Raw genomic sequence first — 18,606 nt, forward strand, 5'->3', positions numbered from 1 at the left:
ATGGCATCTTTCGAGGAAACCGATGAAACTCGTTGACAGCCACGGGCGGAGGATCAACTATCTCCGCCTCTCGGTCACCGACCGCTGCAACCTCCGCTGCCGCTACTGCATGCCGGCCGAGGGGGTGGAGATGTTGAGCCACGGCGAAATTCTCTCCTACGAGGAACTCTCCCGGATTGCCCGGGCCGCGGTGGCCATCGGCATCGAGAAGATCCGGATCACCGGCGGCGAACCCCTGGTCCGCAGGGGGATCGTGCCGTTCCTGGCCGGAATCGCGGCGCTGCCGGGACTGCGGCAGCTGGTCCTCACCACCAACGGCATCCTCCTGCCGGAGATGGCGGCGGATCTGCGCCGGGCCGGGGTCCAACGCCTCAACATCAGCCTCGATTCCCTGAAACCGGAGACGTTCCGCGACATCACCCGCACCGGCAATGTGGAGCGGGTCCTGGCCGGCATCGACGCGGCCGTGGTTGCCGGCTTTCCCCCCCCGAAGATCAACATGGTGGTGATGCGCGGGGTGAACGACGACGAGGTGGTGGATTTCGCTCGCCTCACCCTCGACCACCCCTACACGGTCCGCTTCATCGAATACATGCCGGCCACCCGGGAGGAAAACTGGCAACGGCTCTGCATCCCGGCCCAGGAGGTCCTCGACCGGATAGCCGCCAGCCACGAACTGGAGCCGGTGGAAAGGGGGGCCATGGCCGGCCCGTCGCGGGATTTCCGCATCCGCGGCGCCGTCGGGACCATCGGGGTCATCTCCGCTGTTTCGGGGCACTTCTGCGGTGAATGCAACCGGATCCGTGTCACCTCCACCGGCATGGCCAAGAGTTGCCTCTTTTCCGACGAGGGGCTTGACCTGAAACCGTTTCTGGGAGAGAACGCCCCGCCGGTGCTGGAGGATGCTCTGCGGCGGCTGGTGGGATGCAAGCCGGCACGCCATGGGATGGATGGGGAGAAGGTGGAGCATGCGGCCTTCTCCATGGCGAAGGTGGGGGGATAACAGAATTCAGGAGTCAGAATTCAGAATTCAGGAGAAAGGCAGGCTCCATTCCATGCTGACTACTATATTCCGACTTCTGACTCCTTCAAGGAGAGGTTCATATGTCTGCAAAAGTGATAGCCGTCTGCATCAGCGAGAACAAGGGTGAGCGGAAGACGCCGGTGGCGAGCGTTGAGCTTCGGGAGAACCACGGCATTGTGGGGGATGCCCACGCGGGGGAGTGGCACCGGCAGGTGAGCCTCCTGGCCGCGGAGAGCATCGAAAAGATGCGCAAGATGGGGCTCGACGTGGACAGCGGCGACTTTGCCGAGAACATCACCACCGAGGGGATCGACCTTCCCGCGCTCCCGGTGGGGACGCGGCTCGCGGTGGGGGAAACGCTCCTGGAGGTGACCCAGATCGGCAAGGAGTGCCATACCCGCTGCGCCATCTACCACCAGGCCGGCGACTGCGTCATGCCCAAGGAAGGGATCTTCGCCAGGGTCATCACCGGCGGGGTGGTAAGACCGGGTGATCCGATTGCCGTGGTTCGCGGGGGGTAATGTTACCGTTTCTCCCCGCATGTTACCCATACGTAATACCCTTTGAATCAGGTCGTTCCCTCCTGAATATCCCTGCCTGAAAAAATCGCACAAAAATAGTCAGTTGCGGAATCCATGGTTTTTTACCCTTTTGGTAGGCTCCTTGCTAAACGGAAGGGTGAGGCCATGTTCCGCGGCCTCTGAGCGCCGTTCGAACAGGGACGTATCGAACCATTACAGGAGGTAATGCATGTGCGGGAGCAAACATCACGACAAACATCTCTGCAGCCTGAAGAGTAGCGGCGAGCCCCACAGGCCCGGCACGGCCAGGGTGGAGTGCGGTCACTGCGGGGCACGGACCGATGACCCGGGAAAGGTCTGTGAGCCGATAACGCGACCAGCCATAGGATGGTTCAGTAATGGTTCCGACTATCTCGACTAGGAGACACTAACACAACAAGGCCACTTCGCTGACGGGAAGTGGCTTTTCCTTTTCCTGCGAGACCGAACAGAACGTTGAGGAACAGGGCCATGAATGTGACTGCCATTGACGAAGCGATCGACAAATATGTCCATGAACGGATGATGAACAAGGGCAAGCAACCAGCCGCGACACGATTCCTCTCCTACGCGTACCTGAAGTACGGGGGAGACGATCTGGCTGAATTCATGAAAAAGGTGGAGGGGTTGCTATGCTACTACATCGACTATCTCAAGGTCATGGGGAACCCGTTGAAAGGGCCGGAGTTGGCGTGGTTTCTGTCCATGCTTACGGTAGGCGCGGCCAGTTGCTACCTGATGAATTCGGAAGAATTACGGCCTGCCGGAATAGCGGTTTTTGTCGGCACGCTGGTTCATGCCGGCTCACTCCTCTGCCATGCTGCCCGCAAATGGTGTGAGGCAGGGGTCATGATCGCCATTTACCGGGAGATCCTGGAGATTGCCGAAGGTGAGGCCAAGGGGGCAGTGTAACCCTTTCTCCCTTCCCTTCGGTCCCTGTTATCCCGTGTTCCTTAGCCCCGCGGCAATGCCGTTGATGGTGGCCGCCAGGACGTAGTTCAGCTCGTCGCTCTCTTCCCCGGCCCGCTTGCGCCGCAGGAGCTCGATCTGGATCATGCTCAGGGGGTCGATGTAGGGGTTCCGCAGCCGCAGCGACGCGGTCAGGGCCGGGTTCTTTTCCAGAAGCCGCGCCTGGCCCGTGACCGCCAGGACCATCCGCCGGGTCCGTTGGTATTCCTCCACGATCATGGCGAAGACCCGCTCGCGAATTCCCGCGTCGGTCACCAGGGACGCGTAGAGTCGGGCCAGGGGGAGATCCACCTTGGTGAGGGCCAGTTCCACGTTCCTGATCAGATCGAAAAAGAAGGGGAAGCGCCCCATCATGGACCTGAGGAACTCCAACCGACCTTCTCCCCCGACGGCGAAGCGATCCAGGGCGAAGCCGACCCCGAACCAGCCCGGTATCACGTGGCGGCTCTGTATCCAGCCGAAGCCCCAGGGTATGGCCCGCAGCTCCGCTATATCCCGGCTCCGGCTCCGGCGCGCGGGGCGGGAGCCGATCTTTGCCAGCTCGAATTCCAGGACCGGCGTGGCCTGCTCGAAGTAGGGGAGGATGTCGGGGTTGCCGGTGATCCGCTCACGGTAGAAGGTGAAGGCGCTCCCCGACATCTCCTCCAGGGCTTCCTCCCATGCCGGCTCGGGCCGTGTCTCCACGAGGCCGGCGCGGGCCAGGGTCTCCAGGGAGGCGGCCACCATCAGCTCCAGGTTCCGTTTCGCCAGGGACGGGTCGGAGTATTTCCAGTTGATGACCTCTCCCTGCTCGGTGATCTTGAGGGCGCCGGAGAAGCCGTCGGCCGGCTGGGCGATGATGGCCCGGTGGGTGGGGCCGCCCCCCCTCCCCACGGTGCCGCCGCGGCCGTGAAAGAGGCGCAGACGCACTCCGCACTCCTGGGCCACCCGCTGGAGATCCCGGTGGGCCTTGTGGATCTCCCAGGTGCTCGTGAACATCCCCCCGTCCTTGTTGGAATCCGAATAGCCGAGCATCACCTCTTGCCGGCGTCCCCACGAATCGAGAAACGGCCCGTATTCGGGCGAGCACCAGAGGGCGCGGCAGATCCCCGGCGCGTTGCGCAGGTCTTCGATGGACTCGAAGAGGGGGACCGGCATCACCCCCGGGTCCTTTCCGTCCGGCGAGGCGGCCACGCGGATGCCGCAGAGCTCCATGAGCCAGATGAGGGAGAGGGTGTCCCGGGCCGAGGAGGCGCCGCTGATGACGTAGCTCCTGATTGCCTTGGGGGAGTAGCGCTGCTTCAGCTTTGCCACGGCCCGGAGGGTGTCGAGGAGTTCGGTGGTCTCGGCGGACGGGGGGGGAGGGACGGGGTGAACCCCCTCCTCGCAGCTGCCGGCGCCGGCGGCCAGCTCTGCCACGGCCCGGGCATGGATCCGGGCATGCTGCCGGATATCGAGGGCGTGGAGGTGGAAGCCGAAGGTCTCCACCTGCCGCAGGAGCGGGTCCACGTAGCGGCGTGCCAGCCGCTCCCCTTCCCCCTGGGCGAGGCTTGTGCGCACCAGCATGAGGTCGGCGGCGAAGGCTCCGGCATCGGGATAGGCGTCGGGGTGGTCTTCCCCGTCGCGGGTCTGCATGAGGCGGTGGTGGACACACCGGAGGAATTTCCGGTATGGCTCGCACTCGGGGTAGATGCCGGTTTCCGCGGCTGCTCCGGCCAGGGCGGCGACATAGCGCTCCAGGGCCTCCCGGAGCTGCGGCGAGACCGTCACCCGATTGGTTGACGGCGTCAGGAGCTCCTTCAGTTCCTCGACCCCGTCCAGGTACCGGGCGAGGATCATCTGGCGGGCTGATTCCAGGGCGTGTCGGGTGGTGCCGACTGTCACGTTGGGGTTGCCGTCCCGATCCCCGCCGATCCAGGAGCCGAAGCGGATCACGGTGGGGAAGGCAGCATCGGGGAGGTCCGCGCCGTAGACCTGGCGGAAATCCTCGGCCATTTCTTCATAGAGGCCCGCCAGGGGCGCCATGAGGGAGCCGGGATAGTGGTCGAGCCCCATCCTGATCTCGTCGGTCACCCCCTGGGGACGGCGGCGCACCTCGTCCGTCTGCCAGAGGGCGGTGATCTCCGCGAAGATGGCCTCCTGTCGCCGGTCAGCCTCGTCGCCGGCCAGGGGGAGGAGGTCAAGCTCCGCCAGCTCCCGGGCGATCCGGCGTCGCTTGAAGAGGACCACACGCCGCGCCACTTCCGTCGGATGAGCGGTGAAGACCGGCATGATCTCCACCTGCCGCAGCAGATCGAGGGCTTTTTCGGCCGTTATTCCCCCATCCCGCATCCGCATCAGGGTGCCCAGCAGGGAACCGGGCTTCACGGGGGCAGCGGGTGAAAGTTGCGTGGCCCGGCGCCGGCGCATCCGGTGGTTGGTCTCCGCCAGGTTGGTGAGCTCGAAGAAGGTCCCGAAGGCCTTGACGATCTGGTAGGTCTCGGCCACGGTCATCGTTCCCACGATCCTGACGGCCCGTTCCTGGAGTTCCTGCTCGGCGGGGCTGTCGAGGACCGCTTCCTCCTGGTCGGCGAGTGCCCGATGGCTGATGGCCAGCCGACGGAGCTCTTCCTCGGCATCGTAGGCAGCCGGCCCCGCCTGCTCCTTGATCACCTCACCCAGCAACCGACCCAGGGAGCGGACATCGCGCCGCAGCGGGATATCCTTCAGGGCCGGGTCCAGGGTCATCAGCTCGTTCAGCCGCACGGCCTGGTCGTCCGCCTTCCAGAACAGCTCTCGTTCCGCCATGATTTCATCCTCCGGTGATGGTTGTGTCCCTGTTGTTGCTGCTGTGATTCAAATGCCGTGCCGCTGGGTTGGCATTCCCACGTGAAGGGGTGGCGCTTGCTCTGCCAGTAGGGGCGCGGCAAGCACCGCCCCTACAAATGTACCCCATTTCGAACCATATGAAAGAACGCGGATCATCCGAATCCGCGTAACCCTTCTCACCCGCCACGTTACGCTATGGAAACATCTGCTTGTGCCCGCCGGCACCTCCTGCCAGTGAGTGCCCTTAAAAAACTCCGCAAAATCAGATAGTTAATTTTTTTTATGGTGACCATCACTTTTGGTATGCCGATTGCCATTATATCGGCAACCTGCTCTTCCTGGTGTATGGTCAGCCGCCTGATCTCTGTGTCAGGGCCGTGGCAGACTGTCAAAATCCGGAAGATTAGTTGGCTGCAGCCGATGCAGCACTATCAAAAGCTGAGCGACGTTAACAAAGGGCATGAGGAGGTCTCTATGCAGTTGACAGGATTAAAGTATGGAAGAAGGCTGCTCGATCTGGTGGAGTTTCCCGTGTCGCAGGTTCTGACAGAGGATGCTTCCCACGATGAGATCAATGAGCTGATTGCATCCCATGGCGGCAAGTGTATTGTCAAACCGGTGTTCCTCGGTGGCGTGGGGAAAAAGGGTAAGGCTGGTCTAGTGCGCATTTGTTCCAATGTCTTTGACGCGATGGTCGCCAAGCGTGACCTCTTCTTTGCCACCCATCACCAGGGGAACCGCGAGGTGCAGGCCTGTGGCGTGACCTTTGAAGGATACATCGCCTCGGACATCGAGATCTACGTGAGCATCTCCGAGTCCAGTGAATACCGGATGCCGGTCCTCCTCCTGACCACCAAGGGTGGGGTCGACGTGGAAGATGTCCCCCCCGAGGACAAGCGGACCATCGTCTTCAACCCGGTCACCGGCGTGAAGTCGTTCCATATCAACGATGCCCTGCGGGAGCTGAAGTGCCCCCCCCAGTACATCAGTTCCCTCGTTCAGCATCTGCCGAAGCTCTGGCAGGTCTATGACAACTACGGCCTCACCACCCTGGAGCTGAACCCCATCCGGATGGGGAAGGTGAAGGGGCGCTACGTCCCCTTCGCCTGCGACATCAAGGCCTCCTTCGACCAGGACAACCCGGCCTGGAAACGGCTCGGCTACCCGGAGGAGATCTTCTCCACCACCATCACCCAGTTCGAGTCGGAGATCAATGTCCTGCGGACCCACCAGGGGCAGAGCGACGTGACGGAGGTGAACCCCAAGGGGACGATCCTCCCCTTCATCTTCGGGGGCGGGGCCAACAGCGCTGCCACGGAGATCCTGGCGGACCGGGCCATCATCTCCTCCGACTTCGGCGGCAACCCCCCCTACGAGAAGATCAGGGCCATTGCCGACATCACCTTCAAGCACTGGCTTCCCCAGGCGAACGTGGTGCTCCTGATCGGGGGACGGGCCAACAACACCAACATCTTCACCACCTTCAAGGCGATCTTCGATTCGCTTCGGGAGCACATCCGCCTGAACCCCGACGTCTTCGTGGTGGCGGGGCGGGGCGGTCCCATGGTGGTGGAGGGGATGGTCTACGGCAGGGACGTCCTCGACTCCCTTCGTGTCCCCTACCGCTTCTTCGGCCATGACAGCAGCATGATGAGCGTTCTGCAGCATGCCATCGAGATCGATTCGTTTCTTGAGCCGAAACCGGTCGCGGTGGCGCCGAAGCAGATCAAGGCCAAGGCGGCGTGAGCAGCGTCGCGAGACGGAACGACTTCACGAAGGAGATAACCAATGAACTATCAAAATAATCCCTTTCCCTACCACGTCGGTGTCCAGTCGCTCCACGAGCTGGCCAACAAGCATTCCCGGGTCTGCATCATGAACATCCGGGGGACCGAGAGCTCACTCGTCACCCCCGTCTCCCACGCTTACAGCGGCGGGAACGTGGTTGCCGGGGTCCAGTACGGTGAGTCGGGCGGAACCTTCGAGACCCCCGTGGGGGACATCCCGGTCTTCGGCAGCATCTCCGACGTCATCAGGGCTGGCATCCACTTCGACACCGGCGTGGTCTATCTCCCCCCCAGCGCCGTTTCCCACGCGGTGTCGGAGATGTGCGCCCGTAACGTCAACCTGAAGCGGATCGTCATCGTGACCGAGAAGGTCTCGGCCCGGGATTCGCGCCTGATCCGCTACGGCTGCCAGAACGCCAAGGTGGACGTGATCGGGGCCAACACCCTGGGGATTGCCAACTCCTGGGATCAGGTGCGGATCGGCGGCGCCCTGGGGGGGGACGTTCCGGCCCAGAGCCTGCGGAAGGGGAGTGTCGCCATCTACAGTAACTCCGGCAACTTCAGCACCACCATCTCCGAGTACCTGAAGACCGCCGGGTTCGGAACCTCCACCATCCTCAGCAGCGGCAAGGACGTCTACATCCATTTCGCCCTGGCGGAATTCCTCTACTGCGCCGAGAACGACCCCCGCACCAAGGCCATCGTGGTCTACGTGGAACCGGGGGGGTACTACGAGAAGCAGGCCCTTGACTGGATCAGCGAGGGGCGCTTCAAGCTGACCAAGCCGATCATCGCCTGCGTGACCGGGCGGTGGAAGAAGAACCTGACCCGCTCCTGCGGCCACGCCGGAGCCATGGCGGGAAGCGGCGACGACGCCGAGGCGAAGGAGATCTGGTTCGATGACTTCTTCGGGGTGCCGGTCTTTGATCCGGAGCGGCCAGAGGTCTCCAAACGGGGGATCCGGATCAGGACCATCCAGGATGTGCCCGAGGCGGTCACCGCCTGCATGGAGCTCATGGGCGAAAATCCCGACTTTCCCTCCACGGGGGATCTGAGCCTCAAGCCGTGGTTCGTAAACGATCAGGATCTGACCATGCCCCAGCAACTCCGGATGCATCCGGTGCGGGCCATCTCCCCCTACGGGGAGGAGATCGAGAAGTTCAACAAGCTGGTGGGGGCCCGCATCATGCGGGAGCCCATGCGCAACCGCTCCGGCGCCAGCGCCATCGACCCGGCCGACTTCACCATCTCGCTCCACGGCCGCAAGCTCCTGGATCTCATCGAGGAGCCCTTCGGCGCCGTGACGGCCTACTCGGTCCTGAAGACCATGCCCGACGCCGGTCAGATGGCCGTCATCAACCCGCTCCTCAACTGGTTCGCGGCCCGGGGAAGCGAGAATATCGCCACTGTGGCTAGGGGGAGGGCCAACGGCTGCACCCCCAACGCCGCCATCGGCGCCGAGGTGCTCCTTGCGGGGAACAATCCCCTCTTTGAGTCGCTGCGGGCCACGAGCTCCTGGCTCATCGACCGGTTCTTCCACGAGACCGGGGGAGATCTCTCCATCAACGAGGAGCTCATCGAGAAAGCATGCAGCGACGGCGAGGGATTCCCCGCCGCCGTGGAGGACCCCCGTTCGGAACAGCTGGCGGAGTATTTCGGAGCACTGCTCCGGACCCATGGCCAGGAGACAATCCTCACCCGTTTCGCCCAGGTGTATAGCGAGAAACGTCGCGCCGAGGGAGAACCCGTTGATTCCTTCACGCTTCTCGCCTCCGCCATCCTCCTGGGGCTCGCCTGGAAACCCCTGGCGGAGCGCCGCATCGCCCGGGAGGTTGCCCAGGATCTCGGGACGTACCTGGGGCTGAACGGGATCATCGTTGGCGTCTCTCCCGTGAACCCGGAGCGGAATCCCTTCTGGCAGAAACTCCACGCGCTCATGGATCCGACGATCCTCTCTACCGATTTTGCGTCCACCTGCTTCCAGGTGCTTTTCAACCGGGTTCCGCAGGAGCAGGAGCTCTTCACCTACAACGCGCTCCTCAACCTCACCGTCACCAACGGCCCGGGAACCCTCAGCGCCAAGGGAGCCAAGGAAAGCATCAGCGCCCGCAACCACATCGCCACGGCCTATGCCGGCTTCCTGGCCAACACCGGCCTGGCCCACGGGGGGAATGGCTTCGAATCGGTGAGCTATCTCCTGGACATCTTCTCGGAGACCGACCCGTACCAGGGAACCCCGGTGGAGTTGGACCCGGTCCTCAAGGGGCTGGCAGCCCGGGCAACCCAGGAATTCGTGGTCCGGAAGAAGAAGGCGAAGATCGAAGGGGCGACGGAGCGGATTCCGTGCATCAACCATCCGGTGTTCCGCGACAAGGCCGAAAACCACGACCCGCGAGAGGTCTTCATCCGCAATCTTCTCAAGGGGAAGGAGATCCAGAATCCCTTCCTGGAGTTCTACCACCACCTGGTCACGGAGCTCCACGCCGAGGGGATAACGAGCAACGTCTACTGCGTCAACGTCGATGCGGTCATCGCGTGCATCGCCCTGGATCTCCTCTGGAAGCAGCTCCGGGACGGCGAAATCAGCGAGCAGGATGCCCAGGAGATCGTCTTCATCATGTTCCTCTACGGCCGGATGGCGGGGGTGTCGGCCGAAATCGCCGACCACCTGGGCAGGGGACAGGATCTCGACTGCCGCACCAATCCCGGCGAGCTGGTGTATCTGGCGTAGCGTACCCCTCACCCGCCCTTCGGGCACCCTCTCCCCCGGGGAGAGGGGGAAGAAAACGACCGTTGGAACAAGGAGGTGGCTCCATGGAGGCATTGAAAAAAATCCGCAACACCCCCGTATCCGAGTACATGCAGCGGGAAGTGGCCAGCATTGAAGGGAGCCAGACCGTTGCCCAGGCGATCCAGCTCATAAAGACGAGAAAGGTTGCCAGCCTTGTGGTCCTTCCCCGCAACGAGGACGATGTGTACGGCATCCTCACGGTGCGGGACATCCTCGGCAAGGTCATCGACCCGGGGGAGAACATCTACCGCGATATCTGGAACACCCAGGTGCACGACATCATGACCAAGCCGGTCTACAGCATCGACCCGACCATGCGGGTGAAGTACGCGCTGCGGATGATGAACCGGCTCGGCGTCCGGCGGCTCGTGGTGCTCCGGGGGAACGAACTGGCGGGGATCATCAGCGAGATCGAGATCTTCCGGGCAGTCGAGGATTTGCCGGCAGTGGCCCAGGTGGCCCTGTAGCCGCAACACCCACGCAGGGAGGCAGTCATGGAGCACAAATTCGACATAGTCATCGTCGGGGCAGGGGGAGGAGGGCTGTTCGCCGCCCTGGAGGCGGTGCGCACCAACCCGCGGGTTTCCGTGGCCGTCATCTCCAAGGTCTACCCGACCCGCTCCCATACCTCCGCGGCCCAGGGGGGGGTCAACGCGGCCCTGGGGAACAAGGACCGGGACGACACCGTGGATCTCCATGTCTTCGACACCGTCAAGGGGAGCGACTACCTGGCGGACCAGGATGCCGTCGACTACCTCTGCAGCCAGGCCCCGTCGGTGGTGCGGGAGCTGGAGAACCTGGGGGCGCCGTTTTCGCGATTCGCTGATGGCACCATCGCCCAGCGCCCCTTCGGCGGGACCGTGAAGGACCGCTGCTGCTACTGCGCCGACAAGACCGGCCATACCCTCCTCCACACCCTGTTCGAGCAGTGCCTCCGCCGGGGGGTGACGTTCTTCAACGAATATTTCCTCCTCTCCCTGGAGCATGCCGACGGCGACTGCCAGGGGGTCATCACCCTGAACATGGCCACGAGCGCCATCGAGACCTTTGTGGCCCCGGTGGTCATCCTGGCCACCGGCGGCCACGCCAAGATGTACTGGAACCGCTCCAGCAACGCGGCCGGCAACACCGGTGACGGCCAGGCCGCGGCCCTGCGGGCCGGCATTCCCCTGAAGGACATGGAGTTCATCCAGTTCCACCCGACGGGCCTGCGCAAGAGCGGGCTCCTGGTGACGGAAGGGGCGAGGGGCGAGGGGGGGTATCTCCTCAACCGCCACGGGGAGCGCTTCATGGTCCGCTATGCCCCCCAGAAGATGGAGCTGGGTCCCCGGGACCTGGTGGCCCGCTCCATGGAGACGGAGATCATCGAGGGGAACGGCTTCGAGAGCGATGCCGGGAGCTACATCGAACTGGATCTCCGCCACCTGGGTGCCGAGGCCATCAAGAAGAAGCTCCCCCAGATCAGGGAACTCTCCATGCACTTCGAGGGGGTGGACCCCATCGCGGAGCCGATCCCGGTCCGTCCCACGGCCCACTACTCCATGGGGGGGATCGACGCCCACATGGCGAAGACCGCGGTCCGCGGCGTCTTTGCCGTGGGGGAGTGCGCCTGCGTCTCCGTGCACGGGGCCAACCGGCTGGGGGGAAACTCGCTCCTGGACATCCTGGTGTTCGGGAAACGAGCGGGACAGGAGGCGGCCGAGGAGGCCCCCCGGCGCAGGGCGCTGGGGATACCCCCGGGCGCGGTTGCGGGGATGGCCGACGAAATCAGGTCGTACGCCAATCCTGAGCGCTACGAGCGTTACGGCATCATCAGGGAGGAGATGGGAAAGGCCATGGGGGACAACGTGGGGATCTATCGGGTCGAAGAGAGGCTCCGCACGGGGGTGGAAGAGATCCTGGCCCTGCGGGAGCGCTTCCGGCGCATCCGGCTCTTCGACACGGGGACCGTCTACAACACCAACCTGATTCAGATCCTGGAGCTCAAGAACATGCTCGACCTGGCCTCCTGCGTCGCCATCACCGCCCTGGCCCGGCAGGAGAGCAGGGGGTCCCATTACCGCGAGGACTTCCCCCGGCGTGACGACGGAGCGTGGCACATCCATTCCCTCTGCACCATGGAGCGGGATGGCGAGGTCCGTCTCGGCCACAAGCCGGTCACCATGGGGAAATACTCCCTCGAGACAAGGAGTTACTAATGGAACGGCGAGAGGTTTCATTCCGCATCTACCGCTACAACCCCCAGGTTGACCGCACTCCTTTTTACGACAACTTCAGGATTGCCGTCGAGAAGGGGATTACCATCCTGCGCGCCCTGAACCACATCAAGGAGCACCTGGAGCCGCGCCTTACCTTCCGGGCCTTCTGCCAGGCGGGAATCTGCGGTTCCTGCGCGGTCCGCATCAACGGGGTCTCGAAGCTTGCCTGCACGACCCAGGTCTGGGACGAGCTGGGGGGGGACGGAGAACACACGATCCTCATCGAGCCCCTGAACAATCTGGAAGTGATCCGGGACCTGGTGGTGGACATCGACCCGATCATGGACAAGCTGAAAGAGAATTACAGCTGGGTTAAGCCGGCGATCCCCCAGGAGGAAATGGGTCGGAAAGAGCATCTCGTGAGCGACGGGGAGTTCGAGGCCATCAACGCGGCATCGGACTGTATCCTCTGCGGGTCGTGCTACTCGGAGTGCAGCATGATGGAGGTGAACCGGAGCTACATCTCGCCGCCGGTCCTCGTGAAGGCGTTCCGCATGAATAACGACTCCCGCGACACCCTCGCCTGTGAGCGGCTGGAGCGGGTCTCCTCCGACCACGGCCTGTGGGACTGTGCCCACTGCCACAAGTGCATGGAGCACTGCACCAAGAACATACCGATCATGGACGGCATCCACCGCCTGCGGGAGGAAGCCTTTGAGCGGGGGATGACCGACTCCGAGGGGGCCCGTCACGCCCAGGCATTCTTCGACGACATCCGCGACCTCGGCAGGCTGAGGGAGGTCACCTTGCCGCTCCGCACCAAGGGGATGATCGGGAGCCTCAGGATGGTACCCCTGGCGGTCAAGATGGGGCTCAAGGGTCGGACTCCACCCCTGTGGGTGCGGCCGATTCCCGACATCGACCGGGTCAGCGACATTTACAGCCGCCTGGAGGCAAATCCGGGCGGGGAGGCTGTAGGGGCAATTCATGAATTGCCCCTACGGTCGGCGCCACGAAGCGGAGAGTGCCTATGAGATACGCTTATTTCCTGAGTTGCATCAACGAGTCCATGACCAGGGAAGTGGACCAGTCCCTCCACCTGTGGAAAAAGGACCTGGACCTCGAACTGGTGACCCTGGAGAACGGGACCTGCTGCGGGGGGAGCAACCTCGATTACGTGAGCCCCGACCACTTCATCATCGTCAACGGGCGGAACATCGCCCTTGCGGAGCAATTGGGGCTCGATCTCGTGACCTCCTGCAGCACCTGCCTTCTGACCCTGCGCCGCGCCAAGCATCTCCTGGGCACCTCCCCCGAGAAGCGGGAGCTGGTGAATGCCCATCTGGCGGACGAAGGGCTCCGCTATGAAGGGGCCAGCGACGTGAAGCACCTCCTCTGGGTCATCAACGAGGATTACGGACTGGAGAGGCTTGCCGGCAAGGTGACCGCCCCTCTCTGGGGGGTCCGCTTCGCCCCGTTCTACGGCTGCCACATCCTGCGCCCCTCCTCCCTCCTGGGGAGGGACAACCCCGCCGCCCCCTCGTCCCTGGACCGCCTGGTTGAGGCCCTTGGCGGGAGCCTGGTGGAGTACGGCTCCAAGAACAAGTGCTGCGGCTTCCATACCCTCCTGGTGGCGGAGAAGCAGTCCCTCGCCATGACGGGGAACGCCCTTGAGGATGCGCTCCGGGCCGGGGCCGACTACATCGTCACCCCGTGCCCCCTCTGTCACACCGCCCTCGATGCCTACCAGGACAGGGCTCTGTCGGGACGTGCCGCGGCCGGAAACATTCCGGTCCTCCACCTCTCCCAGATGATCGGCCTCGCCTTGGGATATTCAAAAGAGGAGCTCGGCATAGACCGTCATATGGTCGCCGCATAGTCAGTCCGATACATTTTTGAGTGGACGAGCACTTACAGCCATGGGTGCTCCTTTCTCTGGCCGGGGGACGCTCCGGCCTTTTTTATCCTTTCCCTCTTCGGTTCCTTATGCAGGAACGAGGTAACTCTTCTCTCCCACTATGTTACCGTACGGTAACGACGGCACGGTTCCTTATCCCTTTTCCCGCGCGCTGTATTCTGAATAAATCAATGTTATCAAGCCGATGCAATTTTTTGTGTGGCCCGAAGTATTTGGTACACCACTTGCCATTAGTCATGGCAAGGAATCTCGATGGCTCGTCTGTCACCCGTCCGGTTTTCGCAGGAGGTGAAAATCATGGGAAAAATTCTGGAATTGGTTGGCGGCCCCCCCGCATCGGGGAAAACAACGTACATTCGAACAAACTATGAAACCAAGGGTAGCGGGGAGTTCGTGCATCTTGATTACGACGCAATGGTCGTCAAGGAAGCGGGGAGGTGCCGCGGAGATGTTCAGGAACAGGATGTCAGGGATCATGTCAGCATGGTGTACGGTCGCGAGCGCTCCACGGTAATTTACGGTGATGCCGGGAGAGTGACGGTGGATTGGCCCTTTTGCGTGTCGAAAAGGGCTGAGGAGTACATCTCGATTGGCCGTAATGCCGGCCGTCACATTGAATGCAACTTTTTTACGGCACAGGCCACCGAAGCCTGGAAACGGTCGCTGACCCGGCATGTGGCCGGCGAATACAACGCGTTTACGGTCTTTCTGAATAAACACGCCGACATTGGAGAATCATTGCGGCCGAGTTTTCAGGACTTTCTGGAAGCCCACCGTGACATGCCGGCATCCGTCGAGCGGATTTTCCCCCAGGCCGACGTGGCGTATCTCTGGGACAACAACGAGCGGGATGCCGTGCCGGTGCTCATCGCAACGTGCAAAAAAGGCGAAAAAATTCACGTCATCGACCAGGGCCGGTGGGACCGGTTTCAGTACAAGCGGGAGATTGACATTGATGCCGAATTCGAGGTGCTGGACAGTCGTGTCGAGGAATTCCAGGGAAAGCCGAGAACTCTGTTCAAGGTGCAGTATGCCAATGTAATACGGAGTGGGAGAGAGAAGGAGTTTTTGATTTAGCCCGGGAGTGTAACAGGGAAGTATCTTTCCCGTTGCGATTTGGGACATTTATCCACTGTTTCCGGCACTTGTTCCGTTACCTGTTCCAACCCTGAAGCAGTCTGAAGTGTATACACGGAAAATTTGTTATTGACACGTGATTTCATGTGGTTACGCGTGGTGCTTATTCGTTGTGCAGGATGCAGAAGTGCCCAATGATACGTGACAATCCTGAAACATATCCACAGTTGCGCGCGACTTATCCACACCCGCCGTGGAAAGCGTGTGACGCACCGGTTTTCATGGCAATTTTTTCATATTAGGGATTCCTTCCCCCGACGGTCGCCGTCGCTTACCTCACCCCCCGGCAATCCCGCGAAACTGCAGTGCGGTTTCAGGGCCGGTGATGGGGCTCCCCTCCTCTTCCTCGTGCTTGAAAAAGATGAAGGCCCTCTCCCATGGTTGCGAGCCCGAGCCCCTCCCCTAGAACTGACAGGGTTCTGAAGAAGCAGCCGGCCTCCTCCTCTACGTTCCGGAGCTGCTTCAGGTGGGTGATGACCTGGGGCGCCTTGAGCGCAAAGGTGAAATCGTCGGGGACCTGCTCCGCCCAGGGGGCGAGGACCCTCTCCGCCGGCATGTGATAGAACGTGTCGTTGATCTCCAGCGCGTTGAGGCGCTGCGCGTAGAAGCGGAGCATCTGTCCCATTTCACCTCGAAGACCCAATCGGGGTGGTCGAAGGGGCCTCGGCCGGGGTCGCCAGCATCGGCCGGATGTCACGGGGCATGGGGGGTGCGGGTGCCTCCTTCAGCGCCGGGTTTTCCAGCGCCTCCCGAAGGCGGATCCGTTCTCTTCTTTTCTGTCCGGACCCTTTCCCCGGGGCGGTTTTGAACGCCTTCTCCTGGGTCCTGCCGGAGAACACCGAACGGTTCTCGCCGAGGATGTCTTCGCCGGTGGCGTAACGGTCCTTCTTCTTCAGGAGGAGCCACGACTTCCCGTCCTTTGCCGTCTCCCCCTTGTGGGCATTTTCATGCCCCCCATGGGAAAGTAGTGCCCCAATTGTCTGTTGCCCATCAAGGGCTCCACGCTGCCGCTTCCCTCTATTATTTTCTGTGACGGCCTCTGGTTTCGTTTTCAGGCATTCTGCGCTGGAAGGAGGCGCGCTGCGTATAGTACAAAAGCCTGGATTGAATATAGCAAATGTGCTATGTTTTTTCATGATTTGGACGATCACCTATTACAGCGAATCGCTTCAAGAGGAAATACTGACAATGCCGGCGGGCTTTCTCGGTAGGTACCTTCGGTATACCGACCGCATGGAGGCTTACGGTCCGGACCTCGGCATGCCGCACACCCGTGCCATGGGGAAGGGCTGCTCGAACTGCGGCTTAAGGCCTCGGAAGGTATAGCGCGGGTGTTCTACTGCACCATGGTCGGCAAGAAGATCGTGATGCTGCATCAATTCACGAAGAAAACGGACAAGACTCCGCCCAGAGAGCTTGAACTGGCGCGGAGGAGGATGAAGGAGGTCAAGAATGCTCACGCACAAAAAACTTAAAGCCCGTGCGCTCGAACGCCCGGATGTGAAAGCCGAATATGACCGGCTTGACGAGGAATTTGCTTTTCTGGACGAATTTCTGAAAGCGCGTGCAGCCGCTGGAGTTACACAGGCGGAAGTTGCCGAACGCATCGGCACGACACAGTCTGCTATTGCACGGCTTGAGTCAGGAGGAGGAAAACATTCTCCCTCTCTGGCCACGCTGCAGAAGTACGCACACGCCCTCGGCTGCCGTCTGGAGTTGCGGCTCGTCCAAGAGACTAAAGCTCGGGAAATTGAAGGAAGGGCCAGCCGCCCAAGTCGGGCCGCCACGAAGCGGGTGGCTGGGTAGCTTCGCAACTGTCAGTGAGAAGGATGGTGTGTTGGCGGCAGAGGTCGTCTCAATGGGGCGTTGTCTATTTGTCAATGACACGGAGTTGGCAAACTATTAAACAACGTTCCTAGTCTCCCTTAAAGAAAGTTTGATGCTCTCTGCAAATTGGGAGTTGATTTTATACGTCAATGCCGTATATTGACTACATGGTCACGTTCGTCGAATCACCGTTATTTACCAAACAGGTTCATGATTATCTGACTGACGACGAATATCGGATTTTTCAGGCGTTCCTTGCTGCCACACTTGATGCAGGCGATGTGGTGCGCGGTTCCGGGGGAGTCCGCAAGGTTCGCTGGAACCGTCGCGGCACCGGCAAAAGCGGCGGGGTCAGGGTTCTATATTTTGCCCGTTCAGAAGCAGGCGAAATCTGGTTGCTACTGATTTACGCCAAGAGCGCTGTTGACAGCATTCCCGGCCATATTCTCAAAGCACTCAAAGAGGAGATGGAACATGTCACTCGATGAAAAAGAACTGCTGGCACGCGATGCAAAGAGAAACATTGGCGAAGAACTCCTCCAGGCCGTGCGAGACATCAAGGCCGGCAAGGTCGGGCGTGTTTCCACCCTGGAAATTTCTCCAATAGCTGCGGCTCGCCAAAAGATCGGTCTTTCGCAGAGGGAGTTCGCAAAAATGCTCGGGGTATCGCTCCGCACCCTTCAGGAGTGGGAGCAGGGGCGTCGGACGCCATCCGGTGCGGCGAAATCTCTCATCACTATTGCCATCAAGAAACCTGAGGTAATCAAAGAACTACTTGCAGCCTGAGTCCACAAAGAAAATAGGGGACGGGCTAGTTTTTCCACATGCCTTCATCCCCTCAGCGATTCTTTCCTCGAAAAGTAGCCTGTCCCTTTTTTTCTTTCCCGTGGCCCCCTTAAATCCAGTGCTTTGTGTACTTTGAATAGTTGTATTCGTCGATTCTCTTGAGAAGTGGACGATCGTCGCAGTGCGGAACAAATTTTCGAACTCTTTCCGAGAGTATTTTATCTTTTCACAGAATTTCAGGTATTTGATGTGAGAATCACCGTCAATGTAAAAACAATTATACTTCCACGCAATGTTGGAATCCCATATTGGAAGAAATGCCGGTGCAAACAAACTCAGCGTCTTTGCTACTGAGACAGGGCTTTTTCGATTGTCATTTAAACGTTTTAACGATGATAAAAAATCATTAAACAGAGTTGTGAGTAACTCCGAATCAAGTGTGGTGAGGGTCTCTATTCCTCTGTCTCTGAGATTGCTAAGCGAATCAATATTTCGATCAATGGACGCAATTACAGCATTTTTATCATAGCGAGCGTAAAATCTGTTCCATCCTCGTATTATTCGACTGACTCCACGCTCCATTTCAGAAGCGTTGCCCCAGTTCTTATTGATGACCTCCAACGCATCGAACCATATAGGCCCTCTTCTCTCTCTTTGATTGTAAATCTCATACCCTGAACAGAACTCGTGCCTCTCGGGTATATGAAAATCTATCTGATCGTTCAAGGAGTTAGACATGGCTTATTTCCCTTTATTTTCCTAAGTTGTAGCGGATAAGCTCTTCAACAATTTTGCCATTGTTTGTATAAACCACGCCTTTGA

The 18,606-nt window shown here is 60.7% G+C and carries 19 protein-coding genes; 15 read left to right on the top strand and 4 right to left on the bottom strand.

From position 1 onward, the window contains the following. Positions 1 to 22: 22 nt before the first annotated feature. From moaA to GMET_RS01520, 4 genes are all read left to right on the top strand, one after another. Positions 23 to 1,003, top strand: a complete 981-nt coding sequence (moaA, locus tag GMET_RS01510; protein ID WP_004514012.1) for a GTP 3',8-cyclase MoaA — start codon at positions 23 to 25, stop codon at positions 1,001 to 1,003. Between the two features lie 101 nt (positions 1,004 to 1,104). Continuing rightward, complete coding sequence (locus GMET_RS01515; protein WP_004514013.1) at positions 1,105 to 1,545, top strand: MOSC domain-containing protein; 441 nt, start codon at positions 1,105 to 1,107, stop codon at positions 1,543 to 1,545. A 229-nt stretch (positions 1,546 to 1,774) separates the two neighbouring features. Beyond that, positions 1,775 to 1,966 carry a hypothetical protein gene (locus GMET_RS18210; RefSeq protein WP_004514014.1) on the top strand — a complete coding sequence of 64 codons (192 nt, stop codon included), beginning with the start codon at positions 1,775 to 1,777 and terminating at the stop codon, positions 1,964 to 1,966. A gap of 89 nt (positions 1,967 to 2,055) precedes the next feature. Continuing rightward, the gene (locus GMET_RS01520) at positions 2,056 to 2,496 is read left to right on the top strand and encodes a GSU0071 family protein (RefSeq protein ID WP_004514015.1); all 441 of its coding nucleotides are present in this window, start codon (positions 2,056 to 2,058) and stop codon (positions 2,494 to 2,496) included. Between the two features lie 27 nt (positions 2,497 to 2,523). On the opposite strand, the gene GMET_RS01525 is transcribed toward GMET_RS01520, so the two are convergent. Further along, positions 2,524 to 5,319, bottom strand: a complete 2,796-nt coding sequence (locus GMET_RS01525; RefSeq protein WP_004514016.1) for a phosphoenolpyruvate carboxylase — start codon at positions 5,317 to 5,319, stop codon at positions 2,524 to 2,526. 495 nt (positions 5,320 to 5,814) lie between these two features. Here GMET_RS01525 and GMET_RS01530 point away from each other — a divergent pair, with 495 nt between their 5' ends. From GMET_RS01530 to GMET_RS01560, 7 genes are all read left to right on the top strand, one after another. Continuing rightward, positions 5,815 to 7,086, top strand: a complete 1,272-nt coding sequence (locus GMET_RS01530) for an ATP-grasp domain-containing protein (RefSeq protein WP_004514017.1) — start codon at positions 5,815 to 5,817, stop codon at positions 7,084 to 7,086. A gap of 42 nt (positions 7,087 to 7,128) precedes the next feature. Next, entirely contained in the window at positions 7,129 to 9,858 is a 2,730-nt protein-coding gene (locus tag GMET_RS01535; protein ID WP_004514018.1) for a citrate/2-methylcitrate synthase, read from the top strand. Positions 9,859 to 9,941: 83 nt separating this feature from the next. Next, a complete protein-coding gene (locus GMET_RS01540) occupies positions 9,942 to 10,385 on the top strand; it encodes a CBS domain-containing protein (RefSeq protein ID WP_004514019.1) in 444 nt (147 codons plus the stop codon). 27 nt (positions 10,386 to 10,412) lie between these two features. Beyond that, positions 10,413 to 12,116 (top strand): FAD-dependent oxidoreductase, encoded by a 1,704-nt coding sequence (locus GMET_RS01545; protein WP_004514020.1) that lies wholly within the window; start codon positions 10,413 to 10,415, stop codon positions 12,114 to 12,116. Beyond that, positions 12,116 to 13,150 (top strand): succinate dehydrogenase/fumarate reductase iron-sulfur subunit, encoded by a 1,035-nt coding sequence (locus GMET_RS01550; RefSeq protein ID WP_004514021.1) that lies wholly within the window; start codon positions 12,116 to 12,118, stop codon positions 13,148 to 13,150. Before GMET_RS01545 ends, GMET_RS01550 begins: the two co-directional genes overlap by 1 nt. Further along, positions 13,147 to 13,995, top strand: a complete 849-nt coding sequence (locus GMET_RS01555) for a CoB--CoM heterodisulfide reductase iron-sulfur subunit B family protein (protein WP_004514022.1) — start codon at positions 13,147 to 13,149, stop codon at positions 13,993 to 13,995. The genes GMET_RS01550 and GMET_RS01555 overlap by 4 nt, the downstream gene beginning before the upstream one ends. Positions 13,996 to 14,331: 336 nt before the next feature. Further along, positions 14,332 to 15,111, top strand: a complete 780-nt coding sequence (locus tag GMET_RS01560; RefSeq protein ID WP_011365650.1) for a hypothetical protein — start codon at positions 14,332 to 14,334, stop codon at positions 15,109 to 15,111. 373 nt (positions 15,112 to 15,484) lie between these two features. On the opposite strand, the gene GMET_RS01565 is transcribed toward GMET_RS01560, so the two are convergent. Together GMET_RS01565 and GMET_RS01570 are read right to left on the bottom strand one after the other, a co-directional pair. Further along, positions 15,485 to 15,796 carry a DUF72 domain-containing protein gene (locus GMET_RS01565; RefSeq protein WP_004514024.1) on the bottom strand — a complete coding sequence of 104 codons (312 nt, stop codon included), beginning with the start codon at positions 15,794 to 15,796 and terminating at the stop codon, positions 15,485 to 15,487. A 1-nt stretch (position 15,797) separates the two neighbouring features. After that, a complete protein-coding gene (locus GMET_RS01570; RefSeq protein ID WP_004514025.1) occupies positions 15,798 to 16,307 on the bottom strand; it encodes a hypothetical protein in 510 nt (169 codons plus the stop codon). Positions 16,308 to 16,502: 195 nt separating this feature from the next. Between GMET_RS01570 and GMET_RS18930 the strand changes: the two genes are divergently transcribed. The 4 genes from GMET_RS18930 to GMET_RS01590 all read left to right on the top strand — a co-directional run bounded on the left by GMET_RS18930 (position 16,503) and on the right by GMET_RS01590 (position 17,784). Then, a complete protein-coding gene (locus GMET_RS18930) occupies positions 16,503 to 16,646 on the top strand; it encodes a type II toxin-antitoxin system RelE/ParE family toxin (protein ID WP_238378963.1) in 144 nt (47 codons plus the stop codon). Continuing rightward, positions 16,624 to 16,977 carry a helix-turn-helix domain-containing protein gene (locus tag GMET_RS01580; protein WP_004514026.1) on the top strand — a complete coding sequence of 118 codons (354 nt, stop codon included), beginning with the start codon at positions 16,624 to 16,626 and terminating at the stop codon, positions 16,975 to 16,977. The genes GMET_RS18930 and GMET_RS01580 overlap by 23 nt, the downstream gene beginning before the upstream one ends. A gap of 188 nt (positions 16,978 to 17,165) precedes the next feature. Further along, positions 17,166 to 17,486 carry a type II toxin-antitoxin system RelE/ParE family toxin gene (locus GMET_RS01585; protein WP_238378964.1) on the top strand — a complete coding sequence of 107 codons (321 nt, stop codon included), beginning with the start codon at positions 17,166 to 17,168 and terminating at the stop codon, positions 17,484 to 17,486. Further along, on the top strand, positions 17,473 to 17,784 hold the full coding sequence (locus tag GMET_RS01590) for a helix-turn-helix domain-containing protein (RefSeq protein WP_004514028.1): 312 nt from the start codon (positions 17,473 to 17,475) through the stop codon (positions 17,782 to 17,784). The genes GMET_RS01585 and GMET_RS01590 overlap by 14 nt, the downstream gene beginning before the upstream one ends. Here the strand turns inward: GMET_RS01590 and GMET_RS01595 are convergent. Then, positions 17,770 to 18,522 carry a hypothetical protein gene (locus tag GMET_RS01595; RefSeq protein ID WP_004514029.1) on the bottom strand — a complete coding sequence of 251 codons (753 nt, stop codon included), beginning with the start codon at positions 18,520 to 18,522 and terminating at the stop codon, positions 17,770 to 17,772. The genes GMET_RS01590 and GMET_RS01595 overlap by 15 nt on opposite strands. Positions 18,523 to 18,606: the final 84 nt, after the last annotated feature.

The sequence above is a fragment of the Geobacter metallireducens GS-15 genome (genome assembly GCF_000012925.1).
Classification (GTDB): Bacteria; Desulfobacterota; Desulfuromonadia; order Geobacterales; family Geobacteraceae; genus Geobacter; species Geobacter metallireducens.